This window comes from Adlercreutzia muris, assembly GCF_041223505.1.
GTDB classification, from domain to species: Bacteria; Actinomycetota; Coriobacteriia; order Coriobacteriales; family Eggerthellaceae; genus Adlercreutzia; species Adlercreutzia muris.
Map to the genome: position 1 here is coordinate 1 of NZ_JBCLQK010000019.1, position 16226 is coordinate 16226.

Here is a 16226-nt window from a genome sequence, read left to right on the forward strand (position 1 = left end):
TTACCCAGGGTACCAAGCCCGCTGACTGGCGGTACCAGATTCTGCTGATTGTTGGTACCGGAGAGGGTTACTACTCAAATTCGACCTTTGGGTTTTTCGAAGAAGCTTCATGTCGATTTAGCCAACTGATAAATCGATGCTATACCGTTTGACGAGTCGTTTAATCTTTGCTGTATTGCTAGTCTCAATTTTCCATGGAGGAAGGGATTTTCTAACCCGACCTATATGGTCGACGAAAAAGCCACCCTCTCCGAAATCGATCGAGCTATCATCTGCCGCACGGATTATGGTAGCTCGGAAGCACGATCCGTCTTCGCTGGACATTTCTATAAATAAGCGTGAATTTGGATAGAAAGAATCTTGCTTGAAATATTCGGCTCCCACAGCTAGCTGCATTACTTCGCCGTCGTTCTGGCTAATTATTGTAAATTGACGTTCATATGGTAGGTTGACGATAGAAAGGAAGGTGGAATTTCCTGCGCTTCCCACACTGCAGCCGAACAGTTTTATATTTGAAATATCAACGTTTCCGCAGTTCTTGATCAAAAAGTGAACGTTCTTGTTGTAGTTAAGATCAGTTATATATTGCATGTCGACAAACTCGATCGCAGGGGCATGGCTGGAGGCGAGTAAATCTAAGCCCCTAAGCGCCTTGCGTATTTTGTTGCGAAATAAGAAACTGATAAGTGCAGCAATTGCTGCAGCGGTAAGGGTCGAAAATGTGCTGATTGCAAATTGTCCCAAAATCATGCCCGCTCCTGTTCGACTTGGCCAAGCGCGACTAGGAACCGCTGATGGTAAGTCGCTACGAACTGACCCCTCTTTCAACGGGCCCTGTTATGATGTTAGAAAATTATAGCGGCTACCGCGTGGGCTAGTGGCTAGCGCGTGTGGCAAAACTAATATCGAGAGGTCGATAGGCTGGTAGAGGCGACAGTCAGCCGCATTCGAGTGGCGAGAAAGATTTTTATAGGATGCTACAACCTTGCAAGCACACCTCTCGCTGTGGGCATCCATCGCATGTCAGCTCCGAGGTAGAAATCGATGACATCATTCATGTTCACCAGCACAACGGTAATTGGAATGAGGTGCCCACCGGTAAAATGCGAGAGCGTGTCATAGCTCACCTCACCTATAATCCCTGTCTCGCCATTGGTCGGGAATAGCAGGGCATTCTGTATCGTTAACCCATTGGCCTTCGCAAACTCCTGCATCGCCATTTGGTATGCGTGCTGCTTCACAATATCTTCTGCACCGGGCTGATTGGAAACTGTGTTGTGTCCAACCTTCAGCGCGTAGTACTTCGCATCGAGTATGGCGAGGCAATCACCGTTTTCATGATGTACGGTGACGATATCGGGATTAAGCTTGCCTGCCGACTTCTGTTCAAAGGAAAGCGAGCCGTTCGCTATGCGCCACATTGGTCGGTCGATTATATCCTTCATCGTCGAGTTCGTCGATAGCTGGCTTGCTCGGCCCGATAGGCTAGCATGAGATAAGCACTTGCTTATTGGCAAGTCTCGTTGATTGCTAAACGCATGAGAGCAGAGCGTTTCCCAGACGATTTCGAAATGAGCCGTCCCGAAGAATCCGAAGCTCTCGAAACTGCGTAGGCGCATCGAACGTTCGAGATGCCTTTCCATCAATTCGAGGAGGCGAAGCCTTCTGTCGTCAAATTGGACTTGTCTCTCCGAGCGCAGCTTAGAGAGAAGGTAATCGGGGCTTCCAAAGTCGCTCAGTTTCGCTTCCGATGGTGGCCAAGAGCCAATGCCGATGACCTCGGCGATCCCCGTGGACTTAAGGAAGCGGAAGCAGTCGGACACAATGGCGAGATGTAGCTGTTGGCAGAAGTCGCTGTCATCGGCTTCGACATAGGTGTGGACTGGATCGAGGTAGACTAGGGCCTCTCCCAAGAGCCATGGCGTCTTCTCGGCGATTGTTCGCTCCCAGTCAATCTCACCGCGGGAGGCGCTTTCTCTGACAATCGGGTTTGCTGGATACTCGCCATTCTGCAAATAGTCGGCTACGAAGAAGACCGCTTCGTCCATTGTTCCATGCATTGAATCAAGGCTTTCATCATGCTGACTGTTTGGCGATATATCGGACGATCTCTGCCGGAAGATTGCCTTTATGATCCGCTCCAAGGCGGGGCCGCAACACTCCTCGCGTTCGAAGAACTTCGGCAGACACCTCAGCACCAGATGCTTGTAAGACACTATGCCAACAAACGAAAAGGTGACAAGCACGTTTGGTCTGTTGGCGGCAGGGTTTGAGTGGCTCCGTGTCGATGCAAGCCCCTGTGATACGAGGCCGGCGATTGCCTCCCGCACAAGCTCTTCGCTTGCCTTGAGGCGTGCAAACACTTCTTCGATTGGATACTCGTGCAGCTCGACGAAATAGGCTTCGCTCTCGCTCGGAAAGACTTCCATTAGATGCTCAGATCATAGTCGCCGAAGATGCGCTCTCCCATTAGGTCGAAGTCTGCGCACACCTGCGAATAAGAACTTGGCTTTGTCGCGCCCGTGAAGAACTGGAGGCGGCAGTGTCTCACGACGTCATTGAACAGATAGGTGATGACTTTGTCCTTGAACACGGCGTTGAACCGGCTATCAGCTTGCAGCTGGTTCATGTACTCGCGGTTTCCGATGAAGAATGGGCCGATCTGCTTGTCCTCATTGATGCCAAGAGCGAGCAGCTTATCGTTGAGCATCGTTCGTAGAGCATTCCATGACACGTCATGGCCTGCTGCGAGGTTGACCTTGATATCGACGACTTCTTGCGAGTTGTCGATGCTCAAATACTCGAAGGCCCATCTGCGTCTGAATGCAGTGTCTATAGGGAATACGCCCTGGTCAGCCGAGTTCATGGTTGCCCAGATGAACATATTCGGCGGTAAGGCTATCGATTCGACGCATTCGCCTTTGAGCTCTTCTGCGGTGAAGCCTGCATATTGGGTTTCTCCGGCCTTCGTGAAATGCAGCTGGCGGAACAGCTCGTTTCCCATTTCGTAGGAGACGTGGACCGGATACTCACTAGTACCGTTAATGCCTCGATCGAGCAACTGGAAAGTGTCGCCGAACACTGCGGCTGCATTGGCGCGGTTGATCTCTTCGATGATGAGGAGGTAACGTTGGTCTGGATGCTTGAGTGCGGCAACGTATGTGTCGAGGAAGGGGCCGAACACAAACTTGTAGTAGACCTCGTGTCTGCCGTCATCATTGATGTCGCTGTAGGGTCTGTATCCGCCCACGAACTGTGTGTATGAGTAGTTCGGATAGAATGTGACCCTCTGAACCTTGTCGTTGTCGAAGTAGAGCTCTCGAAGCTCTTCGATGTAGTGACTCTTGCCCGTGCCTGGCGCTCCGTGGACAATCATGTTTCGGTTGATTGGTGCGTCATCAAGCAGCGCGGTCTTTGAGCGACTAGCGCCTGCGCTTGAGCCGCGAGTCTCTTCTTCTTTGGCGATGATTGTCGCAAGTTCGGGATACGCATCAACTATACCCTTGAAGCAGCCTGGTTGGGTGATGTCGCAGGAAAGGAGTAACGCACCGATATCGCTCTTCGTAGAATGCTCGACCACACGAATTGTCTGGTTTGCGTAGTCGTCCATGCCAAATAGCGCCATTTCCGAATAGCGTACGTACACAGCCGGCGCAGCTTCGAGCAGGTCGGTTTTGGTGAGAGAGTCCTCGAACACGTACCCGATGGAAAGACGGGTCGTCGAATCGTCATTGTGGCCGGCACCGAGATCGACACTTTCTATCCTAGCTACAGCGCGAAAGCCCTGTTTCCAGGTGGTTGCCATGCCTTTCGAGTTGTCAGAGCCGAGCCAGATGAGAGCGTAGCCGCCGGCGGAAATGGTTCGTGGAACCTGTTTGCACACGACCGATAGCTCAAACGGTGGCTTTTGCACGCCCGGTGTTAGGGCGTCAATGCTCGAAATGTCGGACGTGCTCGTCTTGCCAAGACGCAATGTGTAGAAACTCGGATAGCTTGCCATGATGATTACGCCTTCCTGCCCGAGAGTCGCTCGAGACCGTCCCTAAGCGGCTCGAACAAGTGTCTTTGGTTGTTGTCGACGCGCCGAAGGATGCCTTCGGCGGCGTTGGGGCTCAGGTAGTACCGGTCTTCCACGCGCCCATGCTGCATTATCTCGTACAGGGAGCTCTTTGCCGGTACGCTCGGCGCGGTGTTGGCCTTGGCGGCAATGTAGCGTCCCTCCCACACGAGCCCCGCTTTCGGCCACGAGATTTTCTGATCAATTGGCATGTCATCGATATCGGATAGCGCCATCCAATCGTTGCCATTGAAAACTGGATAGCCTGCAAGGGCCTTCTCGTTCAGCGCGCGCTTTTTGGGTGTTTCTTTTAGGATGGCGGCTATGCGCCGTGCAATGGCCTCGACTACTGGCACCGATACGGCATTGCCGATTGCCGCATAACGTAGCGAGTCAGATTCTTCGGGATCATAGCCGTTCGAGGTTCTTGTCCAGTCGTCCGGAAAGCCTTGCAGTCTTTCGCACTCGATCGGCGTGAGTCGACGTACACCGTCCTCGCAAGTGGCATACGTGCGACTCCAGTCGGTGCCCGTGTGACGGCCAGAAGTTGCTGCGAGGCAGTATCCGACGGTAGGCACGCGTGGATATTTGCCCGTAGGAGTTGATTCTGCCAAAAACGCCTTGCGCTCGCCTTCGAGCGTTGCGTTCGGCATGGGATCGAACATGCATCGCAGCACCGCAGAGGGAGATTTCTTCCAGCAGCATATATAGACCCTCGGACGAGATTGTGGGACACCGAAATAACGGCTATTGAGTAGTCGCCATGCAACGGCATATCCGAGGTCGTTCATGGTCTTGAGCACGACAAGCAGATCGTGGCCCTTGTTGGAGTTAAAGAGTCCACCGACGTTTTCGATAAGCACGACCCCTGGCTTTTTGGATTCAACGAGCTCGGCAAACCGATAGAAGAGGCCGGAGCGCGAGCCGTTGAGGCCGAGGCGTGATAGCGACCCACGAGCGACAGATATGTCTTGGCAGGGAAAGCCTCCACACCAGACCTCCGCCTGTGGAATTTCAGATAGATTTACTTCGTTGATATCCTGACCTCGTGCGACGTCAGGCCAGTGTGTATCGAGTACCTTGTTGCAATAGTCGTTGATCTCGCAGATGTAGCTGATATCGAATCCGGCATTCTCGAAACCGAGGTCAAATCCGCCGATACCAGCGAAGAAGGAGTTCATTTTAGGAGTGCGGTCTAGTTCCACCTCGTACCTGCTTTCGTTGTCTCAAACGTACTAATTACCGCATGAGTGCGATGGATGGTGAATTATCAGTCGTCGAAGTCAATGTCCACCTCGGCGGCGTTGTAGATGTCGATGCGGTTCTCGACGTCAATGCGTGTGACTATCCACCCGCGCAGGGAGCATTGCTGAATGAAGTCATCAATGCGGTTGATACCGTTGATCTCCTTGAGCGTGACGACAACGCCGAAGTTCATTCCTCGGCCGTTCTTCCTGTCATCTCGCTCTGTGGTGCGAATCTTGATGCCCCACATGCCAGTGCTATACGCCTTCCGCATGCGTGTGGTGTCTTTCAGCGCCTCGCCGATATGCTTCACGTTGTCCCACTTGCGATAGAACCTTCGGGCTTCCCCTTCGTAGGTATACTCTCCGGGCTCGCCCTGCGGATTCTTGTTTAATGCTTGGATACGCCCCTTGTCGTTGATGCGGCCGAAGTGGAGGTCCATCTCCGTGGAAGTGTAGTCGACGCCCTGGCGGCGGTCGCACTTCGGGAAGTAGCACATGGTAGCGCGCGCTATGTAGGGGTGTCCGCCCTTGTTGATGGGAACCGGGATGCCGTAGTGGTAGGTCTCGTAATCCTCGGACGATCCTGTGAGGATGAACCTAATCTCGTCGTTCGGAGAGCCTAGTATGTCGGAGATGCGCTGTGGGACGCGGCCATAGCCCATGTATGGGTCGTCCTCGAAATCCCATCCGGCGGCGGAGTCGATGATGAGCGCCTTTGCGACCTCGCGCGGCAGGTTCATGACTTGCATGAGGTAGGCCATCTTTCGGGATATCCAGGGTGCTGCATACGAGGTGCCGGGACGCCACGACTCTCCTGTGGGGGTGCAGACGTGCATTCCTTTGCCGATTTCCCCGCCCACGCAACAGACATCGGGCTTCTTGAAAAACTCGAGGATGGGGCCTCTGCGCGAGTAGCTTGCGACGGTGCCGTCAAAGTCGGTGGCGTTCACGACGAGCGAGTTGATTGAGTCGGCCGGTGCTCCGATCTTCTCGGGGCTGTCGGCTCTGTCCTTGTTGGTGCCTGCGACCACGAAGACGATATCATCGAATTCGGTTTGGAGCTCGTCAAGTATCGCGGCTTCCGGTGATACAAAGTTGCGAGAGGCGCCAGCCGGTGAGCCAAGGGAGAGGTTCCATACTTTGATGTCTCTGTTCTCCTTGATAATGCCGCGAATGCTGCGCATGATCGCGAACGAGCTGAAACGGCCAGCCTTAGCGACGCAGAAATGACGCACTCGGAACCTTCCGCAGCCGTCATCGAGCGCGGGGTTGATGTGCGGGCCATCGACGATGAGCGAGGCTACCGCAGTGCCGTGCATCCTGTCTTGCGGCTCTATGTCCTCTTCCGGCAGGACATACCTCGATTTGGGGGTATCGACCCATTCGGAGAAATAGACCCGATTGTCGAACGCGGTGTCTATGACGCCAACGATCGGCTCATTGGTCGGCTTTGGTATGGTTGCCGCGCCTTGGCCATCGACCTGGAACACCTCTGGCTCGACTTCGCTCCAGTCCTTGACGGCCATGGAAACGAGGTAGGGATACTGGTCAACAAGCCGAGTGTATTCATCCTTGTCTAGACGTACGGCGTTACCGAGAACGCGATCCGAGGTGACGGCGAACCCGAGATCGTGCATGAAGCCGATGACATCGTCCGCATAGCCCGTGTCGTAAAGCGTAACTACCGCAACGTCGTCGATGGCCTCTGGTTTGTCCTCCACGCCGAAACGATCGACGTAGTAGGCATCGCGCATGCACTGCGCGAACGCGGTCTTGGTGAGGTCCTTGATGGAGCGGCGCAGCCCCTTCTTGTTGAAGTCTTTGAGCTTATCATGGTCCATCGATCCGTCGTAGTCGCTATCGAGTATTCCTGCGCAGCGTTCCAGCAGTTCGATGGTACGATCGATAGTCTCCATGTCGACGCAGTGCGTGATGACGTGCCTGGGGCTTCGCTCCTCCCCCTCGAACTTCGCGCCTACCACGGATGCTGCGGCTGATTTGGTGCCGCTGAGAAGCCTGCGAATCCGGTTGCTTTTGGCCACGACCGTCTTGTAGTAAACGCTGATGAGCGGATTGAACGGCACGCTTCGTACTGACCAGTAGCTCTTCATCACGCGCAGGTCATTGGCAAGCGAACGCAGCTTGTCCGATGTGGCGACGCCTCCGCTCGGCAGCTCGACAGGTCCCGGCTGTGGTGCTCGGTTGTGTTGGAACTGTCCTTTGAGTTGCAGTAGGTCATTCATCGTCGGTTCCTCTCAGCTCGCGGGAGACCGTGCTGCGCGGCACGTTAGCAAGCGTGGAGATCTCTCGGATGGTAAATCCCTGCTCCCGCAGGTCCGCTAAATCCGCAAGAGATCCCTCCGGGCGTGCCATGGAGTACAGGCGTCTCATGTAGTCGAACTCGTCACCGGGGTTGCTGAACGCGACGGCAGACCTGAGCATGTTCTGCAGATCTCCTGGATAGGGCAGCTCCGGCATCAAGGCCATGACCTTGCGGAGCAGGCGCATGTCTCTCCCTGCGTACTTGAAGCGCGTGAGCAGGTTGCCCATGAGCAGGTCCGCGATTTCGAGCAGGTCGTCCTTCGAGTAACGCCCAAAGTCGATGCTCGTATCGAAACGCCTGGTAAGTGCCTTATCGAGGGAACTGTAGAGGTTGGTCGTCGCAATGAGCACCGCCTGGTTGTCCATAGAGTCGAGTTCCTTGAGCAATGCAGACGTGGCTCGTCCCATCTCCCTCACATCGTGTTGGCTGATGCGGTCGAGCGCGAGAGCGTCTATCTCATCGAACAGGATGATTGCCCTCTCGGGATGGACGAGTGAGTTGATATCCGTGAAGAGATTGCGGATGTTCTTCGCGGTCTGGCCAAGCTTACTGTCAATCACGGTGTTGAAGTCGACGGCATAGACGTCACGCCCAACGATGCGGCCGATCTGCTTCGCCGTCTCGGTCTTGCCTGTTCCAGGGGGTCCCTGGAACAGAAACTTGTTCACGCCAGCATTGTGACCGATTGCGTTGATGATGCCGGTCACATCGTTGGATATGCTCTCTGGGAGAGGAAGCGGGTTGGTGGGAAGATCAAGCTTGTGGAAAAACTCAGAGCTGCCGTCGCTCGACTGGGGGACGAACGCATTTGCATCCGACATGAGCGCCATAATGTACTCCGCCAGCTGGTAGTCGCCAGCCGCATCGAAGTCGCGGGCGATGCCATACGCCTCGTTGCGGAACGCCGCGCTGTTGTTCTCGGCATGGTAACGAATCAGGTTAATGACGCTGCGTTTCTTCATGGACATTCCATCCTCCTTTACTCTATGAGACATTATAGGACAATCAGAGATAATTTGGGACGAGGATTGCAATATAACGGCTGAAGGTGTAGGCTACTCTCGAGCGGTCAGACGCTCAGAGGCACCCGCTTGGGGGTGATGCGATAAGGGTGCAAGTTGGTTCGGCAAGAGCCGGAGTGGGCGAAGCCGGAAAGCCTTCAATTGCGGAAAGGAGGATACGGCGATGAAGACCACGATTACCGTGCGTATTCCGCGCTACAAGGTTACGCGGACTGGTCGGATTATGAAGACCGGCACAACCACCCGCCACGTCCACATCAAGAAGAAGTAGAGCCTCAACGGGCAATTGAGGCTCTACCGGCGAGCGGAGCGGGGGTGGAGTTTACGGGCTCGCCTCCGCTTCGTACAACTGCAAACTTTAGCGCAGCTAGCGCCTTTTGGCAATTCTGCAGGGCTGTCGCAAGCTCAGTTTTGACTGCGCGGCAAGCAAGCATTGGAGGTTTGACCTTGCTTGAAATAACCGATGCGGCAGAGGCCGCGCTTGCCTACTTAATGGTTAACCGCGACGACATGCCGTACACCACTGAGGACGAGATGTATGTCAGAGCGCTCCTCGATCTCCGTGATGCCGGGATGGTAAAGGGAGAAACCGACTGGGGTCACCAGATGTTCGTTGCCGTATCGGTTCTGCCTGCCGGCGTGGAACACTACCAGCGTGCACAACGTTCTCGAAGGCGCTTCGCTTCCCTCTCAGAGACTGCCGACGAACTCGCATGTAGGACATATGCGAGGGTATCTTTCCGACGATGCAAGGGCCAGGACGCTGGCATCGAGATCATAGAGGGACGCGTGCCAGACTATCAGGAGCTGGCGCAAGCGGGACTGCTCAAGATCCAGTGGGCGGATGACGTACCTTGGTTCGTTGCGACAACTGAGAAGGGCCTCTCGTACGTGAGGGGCGACTTCATGGACGAGGAGAGCGAGATGAGCATCAGCATCACCAACAGCCCAATCTTCAACAACACCAACGTCGGGAGTGTTGCCAATGTGACGGCCAAGACCGAACCAATCACCATCGAGGTGACTGTCGAGGCGATACGCGCGAGTGATGCTGATGACGACGTGAAGCGGAGCGCCGAAGCAGCGGTTGTCGACATGGGCGAGGCGGCGAAGGAGGGCAACGTAGAGAGGTTCGCGGACGCCTTGGAGAACACTGCCTCCATCGTTAAGAGCGCAACCACACTTGGAACTACCCTGTTTCCCGTTATCAGCGAGCTCATCACAGAGTTCTTCGTGTAGCTTTGGATCACATAGTCACTTTGCGACGGCCTCTTAGCCTTGCAGCGGGTTAAAGGGCTGATCTGTTTGTGTCGGCCAGTCATAGAAGGGCAGGCCGACATGACAGGTGATGTGCGTGGCGCAAAGATGCAAGAAGAGCCGCAAGCTGCGCAGAACAACGGGCGCAGCAGCAAGCGATGCAAGAGCGGCTGAGGGTGAGCGGCAAGGACTGGGAGAAGGCTATCGCAGAGCATGATGGGCGCATCGCGGAGCTGGAGCCGCAGGTGGACGAGCAGATACTCTGGGAAGTAGGTGTCGCGCCGAAGTTTGGGTATGCGCAGGCTGATGGCGCCGATGCTCGCGACCAGGCTCCGCTCGCGATATTCGCTCCTTGAGACACCGTCAGTGCAGGCGTCCTCGACCTGTGCGTTCAAGATCTCGTTTACGAGCGTCTCGGCCATTATCTGAATCAACTCGCAGATGCTGACCATCCCATCGTCGAATCTCGACATCTTGGGTCTGATTGCTGCTAAAGTACCCATTGCGATCATCGCATCTCTGCGAATCGCTTACTTCGCAATAAACGATTCTAGCGATGGTTACCTTCTCGGCGCGACTAATCGGCTTGCGAAGCGTCCGCTGCGCCAACGTTCGGAGCAAGATCGTTCGCAGCATTTTTGGAGCCTATGCTTAGCGAGAACTTCGATGAAGCAACCCTGAATGCGGTAGCAGCAAAAATCAGCGATCATGGAAACGAGCATTGCAGGCTGTACACCGAGTGCTACAGCGCCATTGAGGAGAGCTCGAAGGCCTCGGCCGATGCGGTGGTGCTTGGGGCGTGTCTGCGGTATTCGCTGGGTTAGGTGCTCTCATCAATCAGATACCCCTGGGCGATCTGACTCCCGTTATGAGGCCCTTGAGGAAGCGGGTAGGGGAGTCGGTGATTTCAACGAGGGGCAAACGCTCGCCCTCATGGAGGAACTGCAGCACGTGAAAGCCCCCGATGTCTTTCCGTTTAAACAAAGCTTAGAGGCGGTGAACGATCTGCATAACCGCCCGCACCGGCTTACTACAGATGGAGAGAACATCTATTTGCTACCCCTCTCGTAAGAACTCTCGGTGATTCACGGGCGATTCCGCCAAGCCCAAAAGTATCAATCTCAAATCGGACTTGTGGGACTGTTGAATGTGACTGCTGGCGCCTGGTATGGTGGAGGCCATCGAATGGTCGGCGTGCGGAAGAGGTGGTCGCGTGGAATTTACATCGGCTAGCGCCAACAAGTACCTGCGGAGGTTGCAGGACGAGAAGGACCGGCTCCTGCGGAGCGAGCAGGAGGTGAGCACCTACGTGCTCGCGGAGGGGGAGGCGGCCGAGCCTCCCGCCTACGACTACGGGGCCGTGCGCGAGAAGGTGGCGCAGATCGATGCCGAGGCGCGGGCCATTCGCCATGCCCTGCACCGGTTCAACATGCAGACGGTTCTGCCCGAGCGGGGCATTAGCATCGACGAAGCGCTTATCCTGCTCGCGCAGCTTTCAGGGCGCAAGGACCGACTGAATTCACTCGCCTCACGGCAGCCTCGGGAACGTCTGGGCGACCGGTACTTCGGTAGCAGCAACGGACCCATCGAGTATCGGTACGCGAACTATGATGTTGCCCAGGCTGAAGCGGACTACCGCGCCGTCGCCGACGAGATCGCCGCGCTGCAGCTCGAGCTGGACCTGGTCAACCAGACGGAGGTCTTCTCGGTCGAGCTGTAAGGGCTCGCCTGTTTTCCGGATCTGCGGCATTTCCCCGCAAAGGATACTTTGGAACGTTGCGGTTTCGCGTTGGAGTTGTCGGGTAGTTCGTTGTCGGCAGTGCCGTGCGGTTTCAGCGTTGGCACCTTGCCGGAAGATCTGGCTTCCACCCATTCCGCCGCAGATCGAAAGCTTCGGGCGCCTCCCTGCGAGGCCGCCCGCGATGCCGAAGCACGGTTATAGGCATCAACTTCTTCGTCGCGTCGCTGTGACACTGCGATTGCAGTGTCGGTATGGCCAGCTGGCGAGATCTTGGACAAATTTGATGCGGTGATCCGGGGGCACGACGACTGGCGCATAGGGCGCTTGCGCTCAAACCGCTCAAGGGCGCTAAAACAAATCAAGGATGCTAAAAGAAATCAAGGCCGCTAAAACAAATCAAGATCGCTAAAAGAAATCAAAGCAGCTTCTTGCAAGCCCGATGATGCTCTTCGGCTCAAGGCCGAGTGCGCGTGAGGGGTGAAAGGCTGATCGGGCAGTGAGGGTGCTTGGTTTTTGGCGATAGGCGACGTGCTGTTCTTGTGGTACCCTTTTCGATTATGGGATCAGTCATCAATGCGTATATAGCTACTTTCAGCGGAAGCTTCAATGTGGCCGTTCTGGTGTGGCCGTTGCTGTCGCTGCTGCTCAGCGTGCCGGTGCTGGTGGGGCTGTACCGACGCGACGGATGGCTGCCGCTTGCGACCGTGTTCGCCGTGTACGCGAGCATTCTCTATGCCGCCGGTCTTGTGTGCTTCACGCTGTATCCGCTGCCCACAGGCGATTCGGGACCGGGCATCACCTACGGCATCCCGCCCATTCTCGACCCGCTCAACTTCGTCCACGACATCGCCGAGGGCGGTGTCCGCGCGGTGCTTCAGCTTCTGTTCAACATCGTGCTCTTCGTGCCGCTCGGCTTCATTGCACGGATGCTTCTGAAGCTGAGGTTCCCGCTTGCCCTGGCACTATCCTTCGCCGCCACCTGCCTTATCGAGACAGCCCAGCTCACGGGTCTGTTCGGGGTATATCCCTTCGCATACCGGACCTTCGACGTAGATGACCTTATCTGCAACACGCTCGGCGGTGCGATCGGCTGGGGGCTGGGGCATTTGGCTGTGAAGCTGACTCAGCGCGAGGCCGAGGTGCTGCCGCCCGTTACCCATCGTCCTGGCTTCGTCCGGCGCGCGGTGGCGCTGTGGACCGACGCTATGATCATCGACCTATGCTCGGTGGTGCCGCGCCTGATGGTCGTGGTCGGCCTGAAGGTGCTCTTGGGCGATGTCTTCGACGAGGCGATGCTGAACCGCGTCAACGCCGTCGTCTGGGTGGCTTGCTACATCGTCGCCTTCGCGGTGGTGGAGGTGGTCGTGCCCTGGAGGCGCGACGGCAGCACGCCGGCGGGCCTGTTCTACCGCATGTCGTGCGAGACGCGGCGGCGCACCGGTGCCGCGCGCGTCGCCTTCTACGTGCTGCGGGCGGCCGCGTTGCTGCTCGTGCTCGTGTACCCGCAGTACGCGGTGCTCCCGCTTGCCGTGTTCTACCTGGTTGCCCGTAAGATGCCCTACGACTTCGTTCCCGGGGCGGTTGCGGAGCCTGCGGGCGAAAGGGCCGTGCAGCCGGCGCACGGCACGGCGGATGCACTGGCTGCGCGGGGTGCGGAAGGCGTGGAAAGCATGGAAGGCGCGGAAGATCGCGAGCTCTGCCTCTCCTAGCTGCTAGCAGTTTCCCACGTAGACGTGCTTGAGGTAGCGGCGGGCCGTGGCGGCCAGCTGGCGCACGGTGGCGGGCGGCGTGGCACGCCCGTAGTTGGCGTCCATCACCTGGCCGCCGACAGCAACGCGTCCGTGGCAGAGCCCCGTCTGCCCCTCAGCCAGCTGGCATGCGTGGGGGCAGATGGCGCACGTGGCGCGATTCGCACCCAGGCCGTCCATAGCCCTAGCCCTTCTGCGTGGGGCGGCGCAGGGAAGAGGCGACGGCGCGGCCCTTGGTGCGGGCGGCGCCCATGACGGCGGTGGCGCCCCCGAAGTCGAGCCCCGTGATGATCTTCACGAGCTGCAGGAACAAGATAAGCACGAGCAGGGGAATGAGGCAGCTCGTCACGATCATGACCGCCAGCGTGTCGATCATGGTGTTCAGCTGCTGCCCCAGGCTGTCGAGCGCCTGCTGGGCGCCCTGGGTCAGGCCGTTCCACCCCTCCTGCACGGCGTTCGCGATGCCGCCGAGCAGTCCCTGGTCTTCCTGGGCCTGCTCCTGGGTGTTCTCCTCCAGCTGCTCGGTGGCCTCCTGGGCGGCGGCGCTGGCGGCTGCGAGCGACTCGTCGAAGGTGGCGTCCACGTTGTCGGTCAGCCACACGCTCACCGGCACCACGAGCGCCAGGGCGAGCCCGAAGGCCGCGAGCTTCGTGCCGAGCCGCTGCAGGTTCACCCGCGTGAGCGTTCCCCGCCGCAGGAACACGGCCACGGCGAACAGCGCGCAGGCCACCGGTATCAGAATGCCGAAGCCGAGGAACCCCAGCGTGGTCAGCAGGAACTTCTCCAGGTAGATCACCGCGAGGATAACCATGAAGTACGAGCTGAAGTCCACAAGTTTGTCGGCGATGGGCGTGCCCATGTCGTTGGGCAGCGCCGAGATGGCGGCCGAGGCGGCGGTCGTGGTGGTGGCGAGCATCATGACGTTGCCCTTCTTCTCGTCCAAGGTGCCGATGATGCCGGTGTAGGTCTCGGGGTTCGAGGCGATGTTCGCGAACACGATCAGCGAGACGAGGGCCACTGCTGCGAGCACGGCCGCGATGATGACCTTCTCCTTCAGGGGCCGTTCGGGCTCGGGCGCCGGCTCCACGACAACTAGTTCCTGGCCGGCGTCCACGGTCACGGTGCTCAGTTGCGTCGAATCCATGGGGAACTCCTTCTCGTCGAATGCCTCCGACGAGGGTACCGAAGCCCTAGGCCTTAGGCGCCGTCGCTGCCGACTTTGATTGCGATTTGATACCCTTCTGGCGCTGCCGGCGGGCAAGGCGGCCGAACACCACCGCCCCCACGAAGGCCGCGGCCAGAATGCCGATGGCGATGAAGATGGTGTGGGAGAACCCGGAAGCGTAGGCATGGGCCTTCGCGATGCCCTGGGCCATGAGGCGGTCGGTGTCGGCGGACATGATGCCCACGAACAGGGCCGATCCCACCGAGCCGGCGATCTGCACCAGGGTGGAGTGGATGGACGACCCGTGGGCGTAGATGGCCCGCGGCAGCGAGTCCAGATCAACCGCCTTCAAGGTGGGGAAGACAAGCCCTACGCCCACATAGGCGGCTCCGGCACAGAGGATCATGGGCACGACGAGCATCGCCGCCGAGGTGACTTCCACGGCAATGTATCCGACGAGCAGCACAAGGAACCCGAGGGGTACGAGCGGCCACACGCCGTGCCGATCCTCGATGCGTCCGCCGAGAAAGCAGGCCCCGGCGTAGCAGAGGATGGGCGCGCACAGAAGGCCGCCGGCGGCGAAGGCGGTACATCCCGCTGTTCCCTCCAGGTACAGCGGTACGAGCAGGCTCAGGTAGATGGATCCCATGTACCCGAGCATCATGAGCGCCTCGCCGAACACGAACCGCCCGTGGCGCAGCGGCGCCAGGTTCAGCAGTGGGTGGGCAATGGCGAACTGCCGCCACGCGAACAGCCCGAGCCCTACGGCGCCGGCAGCCATGCAGAGCACCGACGGCAGCACGGTGCGGGTCACCTCGTTCAGCCCGAAGATGAAGGCGGAAAGCCCCGCGAAGCTCAGCACCACGCTGAGGATGTCGATGGGCCGGTCCTCGCGGGCGTAGATGTCGTGCAGGAAGAAGAACCCGAGCCCGAGCAGGATGGCCGACATCACAAGCGGAATGGCGAACAGCGCCCGCAGCCCCACATAGGTGAGCACGAGTCCCGAGAGCAGCGGGGAGAAGGCGAGTCCCACCCCGATGGCCCCGCTGTTGATGGCGAGCATGGTGGCACTTTTGCCTTTCGGCGCCAGCGTGAGGATGACGCTCGTGACCACGGGGAAGAACAGTCCCACCGTGAGCGCCTGGATGAGGCGCGCGGCCAGCATGGCGGGGAAGTTCCACGCCAGCATGCCGAGCGCCGACCCGGCAAGGGACGCCGCGTAGCCGAACATCATGACCTTGCGGATGCCGAACCGCTTCAGAAGCGACGCGGCCATGGTGATGACCGTCGCCGCCACGATGGTGAACCCGAGCACGAGCCAGTTGGCCTGCGACAGGCTGATATGGAACTGGGTGGCCGTGGCATCGAGCGCGATGTTCATGAGCGATTGGTTGAACGAGGCCAGAAGGTTGCTGCCCAGCATGAGCGCCATCATGACCCACATCGCGCGCCCCGTGGGGATGGCGGGTGATGCGGCTTCGGCGGGTGCGGCACCCGATGTGGCCGCCGCGGCCGACGCGGCGGTGCGGGCAGGGCCGTCGGGCGCGGTCGGGGCAGCGGGGACGGTCGCGGCCTTTTCGGCCGCGAGCTGTTTAGGCTAATTTAGAACTTGCAGTGAGGGCACGGAGAACTTTCACCCGCGGCAATGAAGATTTTCAGCAATGGC

At 58.1% G+C, this 16226-nt stretch carries 13 protein-coding genes and 1 pseudogene; 4 read left to right on the forward strand and 10 right to left on the reverse strand.

Features of this window, described 5'->3' with window-relative positions:
• Positions 1 to 117 precede the first annotated feature (117 nt).
• The 6 genes from AAK988_RS11175 to AAK988_RS11200 form a co-directional block, all read right to left on the reverse strand.
• The gene (locus AAK988_RS11175; RefSeq protein ID WP_369873048.1) at positions 118 to 750 is read right to left on the reverse strand and encodes a hypothetical protein; all 633 of its coding nucleotides are present in this window, start codon (positions 748 to 750) and stop codon (positions 118 to 120) included.
• A 227-nt stretch (positions 751 to 977) separates the two neighbouring features.
• Positions 978 to 2429 (reverse strand): LlaJI family restriction endonuclease, encoded by a 1452-nt coding sequence (locus AAK988_RS11180; RefSeq protein ID WP_369873047.1) that lies wholly within the window; start codon positions 2427 to 2429, stop codon positions 978 to 980.
• Positions 2429 to 4000 carry an McrB family protein gene (locus AAK988_RS11185; RefSeq protein ID WP_369873046.1) on the reverse strand — a complete coding sequence of 524 codons (1572 nt, stop codon included), beginning with the start codon at positions 3998 to 4000 and terminating at the stop codon, positions 2429 to 2431. Before AAK988_RS11185 ends, AAK988_RS11180 begins: the two co-directional genes overlap by 1 nt.
• Before the next feature lie 5 nt (positions 4001 to 4005).
• Positions 4006 to 5262: a DNA cytosine methyltransferase gene (locus AAK988_RS11190; protein WP_369873045.1), complete on the reverse strand. Its 1257-nt coding sequence runs from the start codon at positions 5260 to 5262 to the stop codon at positions 4006 to 4008.
• A 65-nt stretch (positions 5263 to 5327) separates the two neighbouring features.
• Positions 5328 to 7547: a S8 family peptidase gene (locus tag AAK988_RS11195; protein WP_369873043.1), complete on the reverse strand. Its 2220-nt coding sequence runs from the start codon at positions 7545 to 7547 to the stop codon at positions 5328 to 5330.
• Positions 7540 to 8595, reverse strand: coding sequence for an AAA family ATPase (locus tag AAK988_RS11200; RefSeq protein WP_369873042.1), 1056 nt, complete (start codon positions 8593 to 8595; stop codon positions 7540 to 7542). Before AAK988_RS11200 ends, AAK988_RS11195 begins: the two co-directional genes overlap by 8 nt.
• Positions 8596 to 9096: 501 nt before the next feature.
• Here AAK988_RS11200 and AAK988_RS11205 point away from each other — a divergent pair.
• On the forward strand, positions 9097 to 9888 hold the full coding sequence (locus AAK988_RS11205; protein WP_369880768.1) for a hypothetical protein: 792 nt from the start codon (positions 9097 to 9099) through the stop codon (positions 9886 to 9888).
• A 266-nt stretch (positions 9889 to 10154) separates the two neighbouring features.
• Here AAK988_RS11205 and AAK988_RS11210 read toward each other — a convergent pair.
• A pseudogene (locus AAK988_RS11210) lies at positions 10155 to 10418 on the reverse strand (transposase); the annotation flags it as partial.
• Positions 10419 to 10553: 135 nt separating this feature from the next.
• Between AAK988_RS11210 and AAK988_RS11215 the strand changes: the two are divergent.
• From AAK988_RS11215 to AAK988_RS11225, 3 genes are all read left to right on the forward strand, one after another.
• Complete coding sequence (locus AAK988_RS11215; RefSeq protein ID WP_369873041.1) at positions 10554 to 10730, forward strand: hypothetical protein; 177 nt, start codon at positions 10554 to 10556, stop codon at positions 10728 to 10730.
• 389 nt (positions 10731 to 11119) lie between these two features.
• Entirely contained in the window at positions 11120 to 11626 is a 507-nt protein-coding gene (locus AAK988_RS11220; RefSeq protein WP_323584932.1) for a hypothetical protein, read from the forward strand.
• Between the two features lie 629 nt (positions 11627 to 12255).
• Complete coding sequence (locus AAK988_RS11225) at positions 12256 to 13356, forward strand: VanZ family protein (RefSeq protein ID WP_369873038.1); 1101 nt, start codon at positions 12256 to 12258, stop codon at positions 13354 to 13356.
• Between the two features lie 3 nt (positions 13357 to 13359).
• On the opposite strand, the gene AAK988_RS11230 is transcribed toward AAK988_RS11225, so the two are convergent.
• From AAK988_RS11230 to AAK988_RS11240, 3 genes are read right to left on the reverse strand one after another with little or no spacing between them, the layout of a single operon-like run.
• Positions 13360 to 13575: a hypothetical protein gene (locus AAK988_RS11230; RefSeq protein ID WP_369873037.1), complete on the reverse strand. Its 216-nt coding sequence runs from the start codon at positions 13573 to 13575 to the stop codon at positions 13360 to 13362.
• Positions 13576 to 13579: 4 nt separating this feature from the next.
• A complete protein-coding gene (locus AAK988_RS11235) occupies positions 13580 to 14539 on the reverse strand; it encodes a hypothetical protein (protein ID WP_369873036.1) in 960 nt (319 codons plus the stop codon).
• 46 nt (positions 14540 to 14585) lie between these two features.
• On the reverse strand, positions 14586 to 16004 hold the full coding sequence (locus AAK988_RS11240) for an MFS transporter (RefSeq protein ID WP_369873035.1): 1419 nt from the start codon (positions 16002 to 16004) through the stop codon (positions 14586 to 14588).
• Between the last annotated feature and the right edge of the window lie 222 nt (positions 16005 to 16226).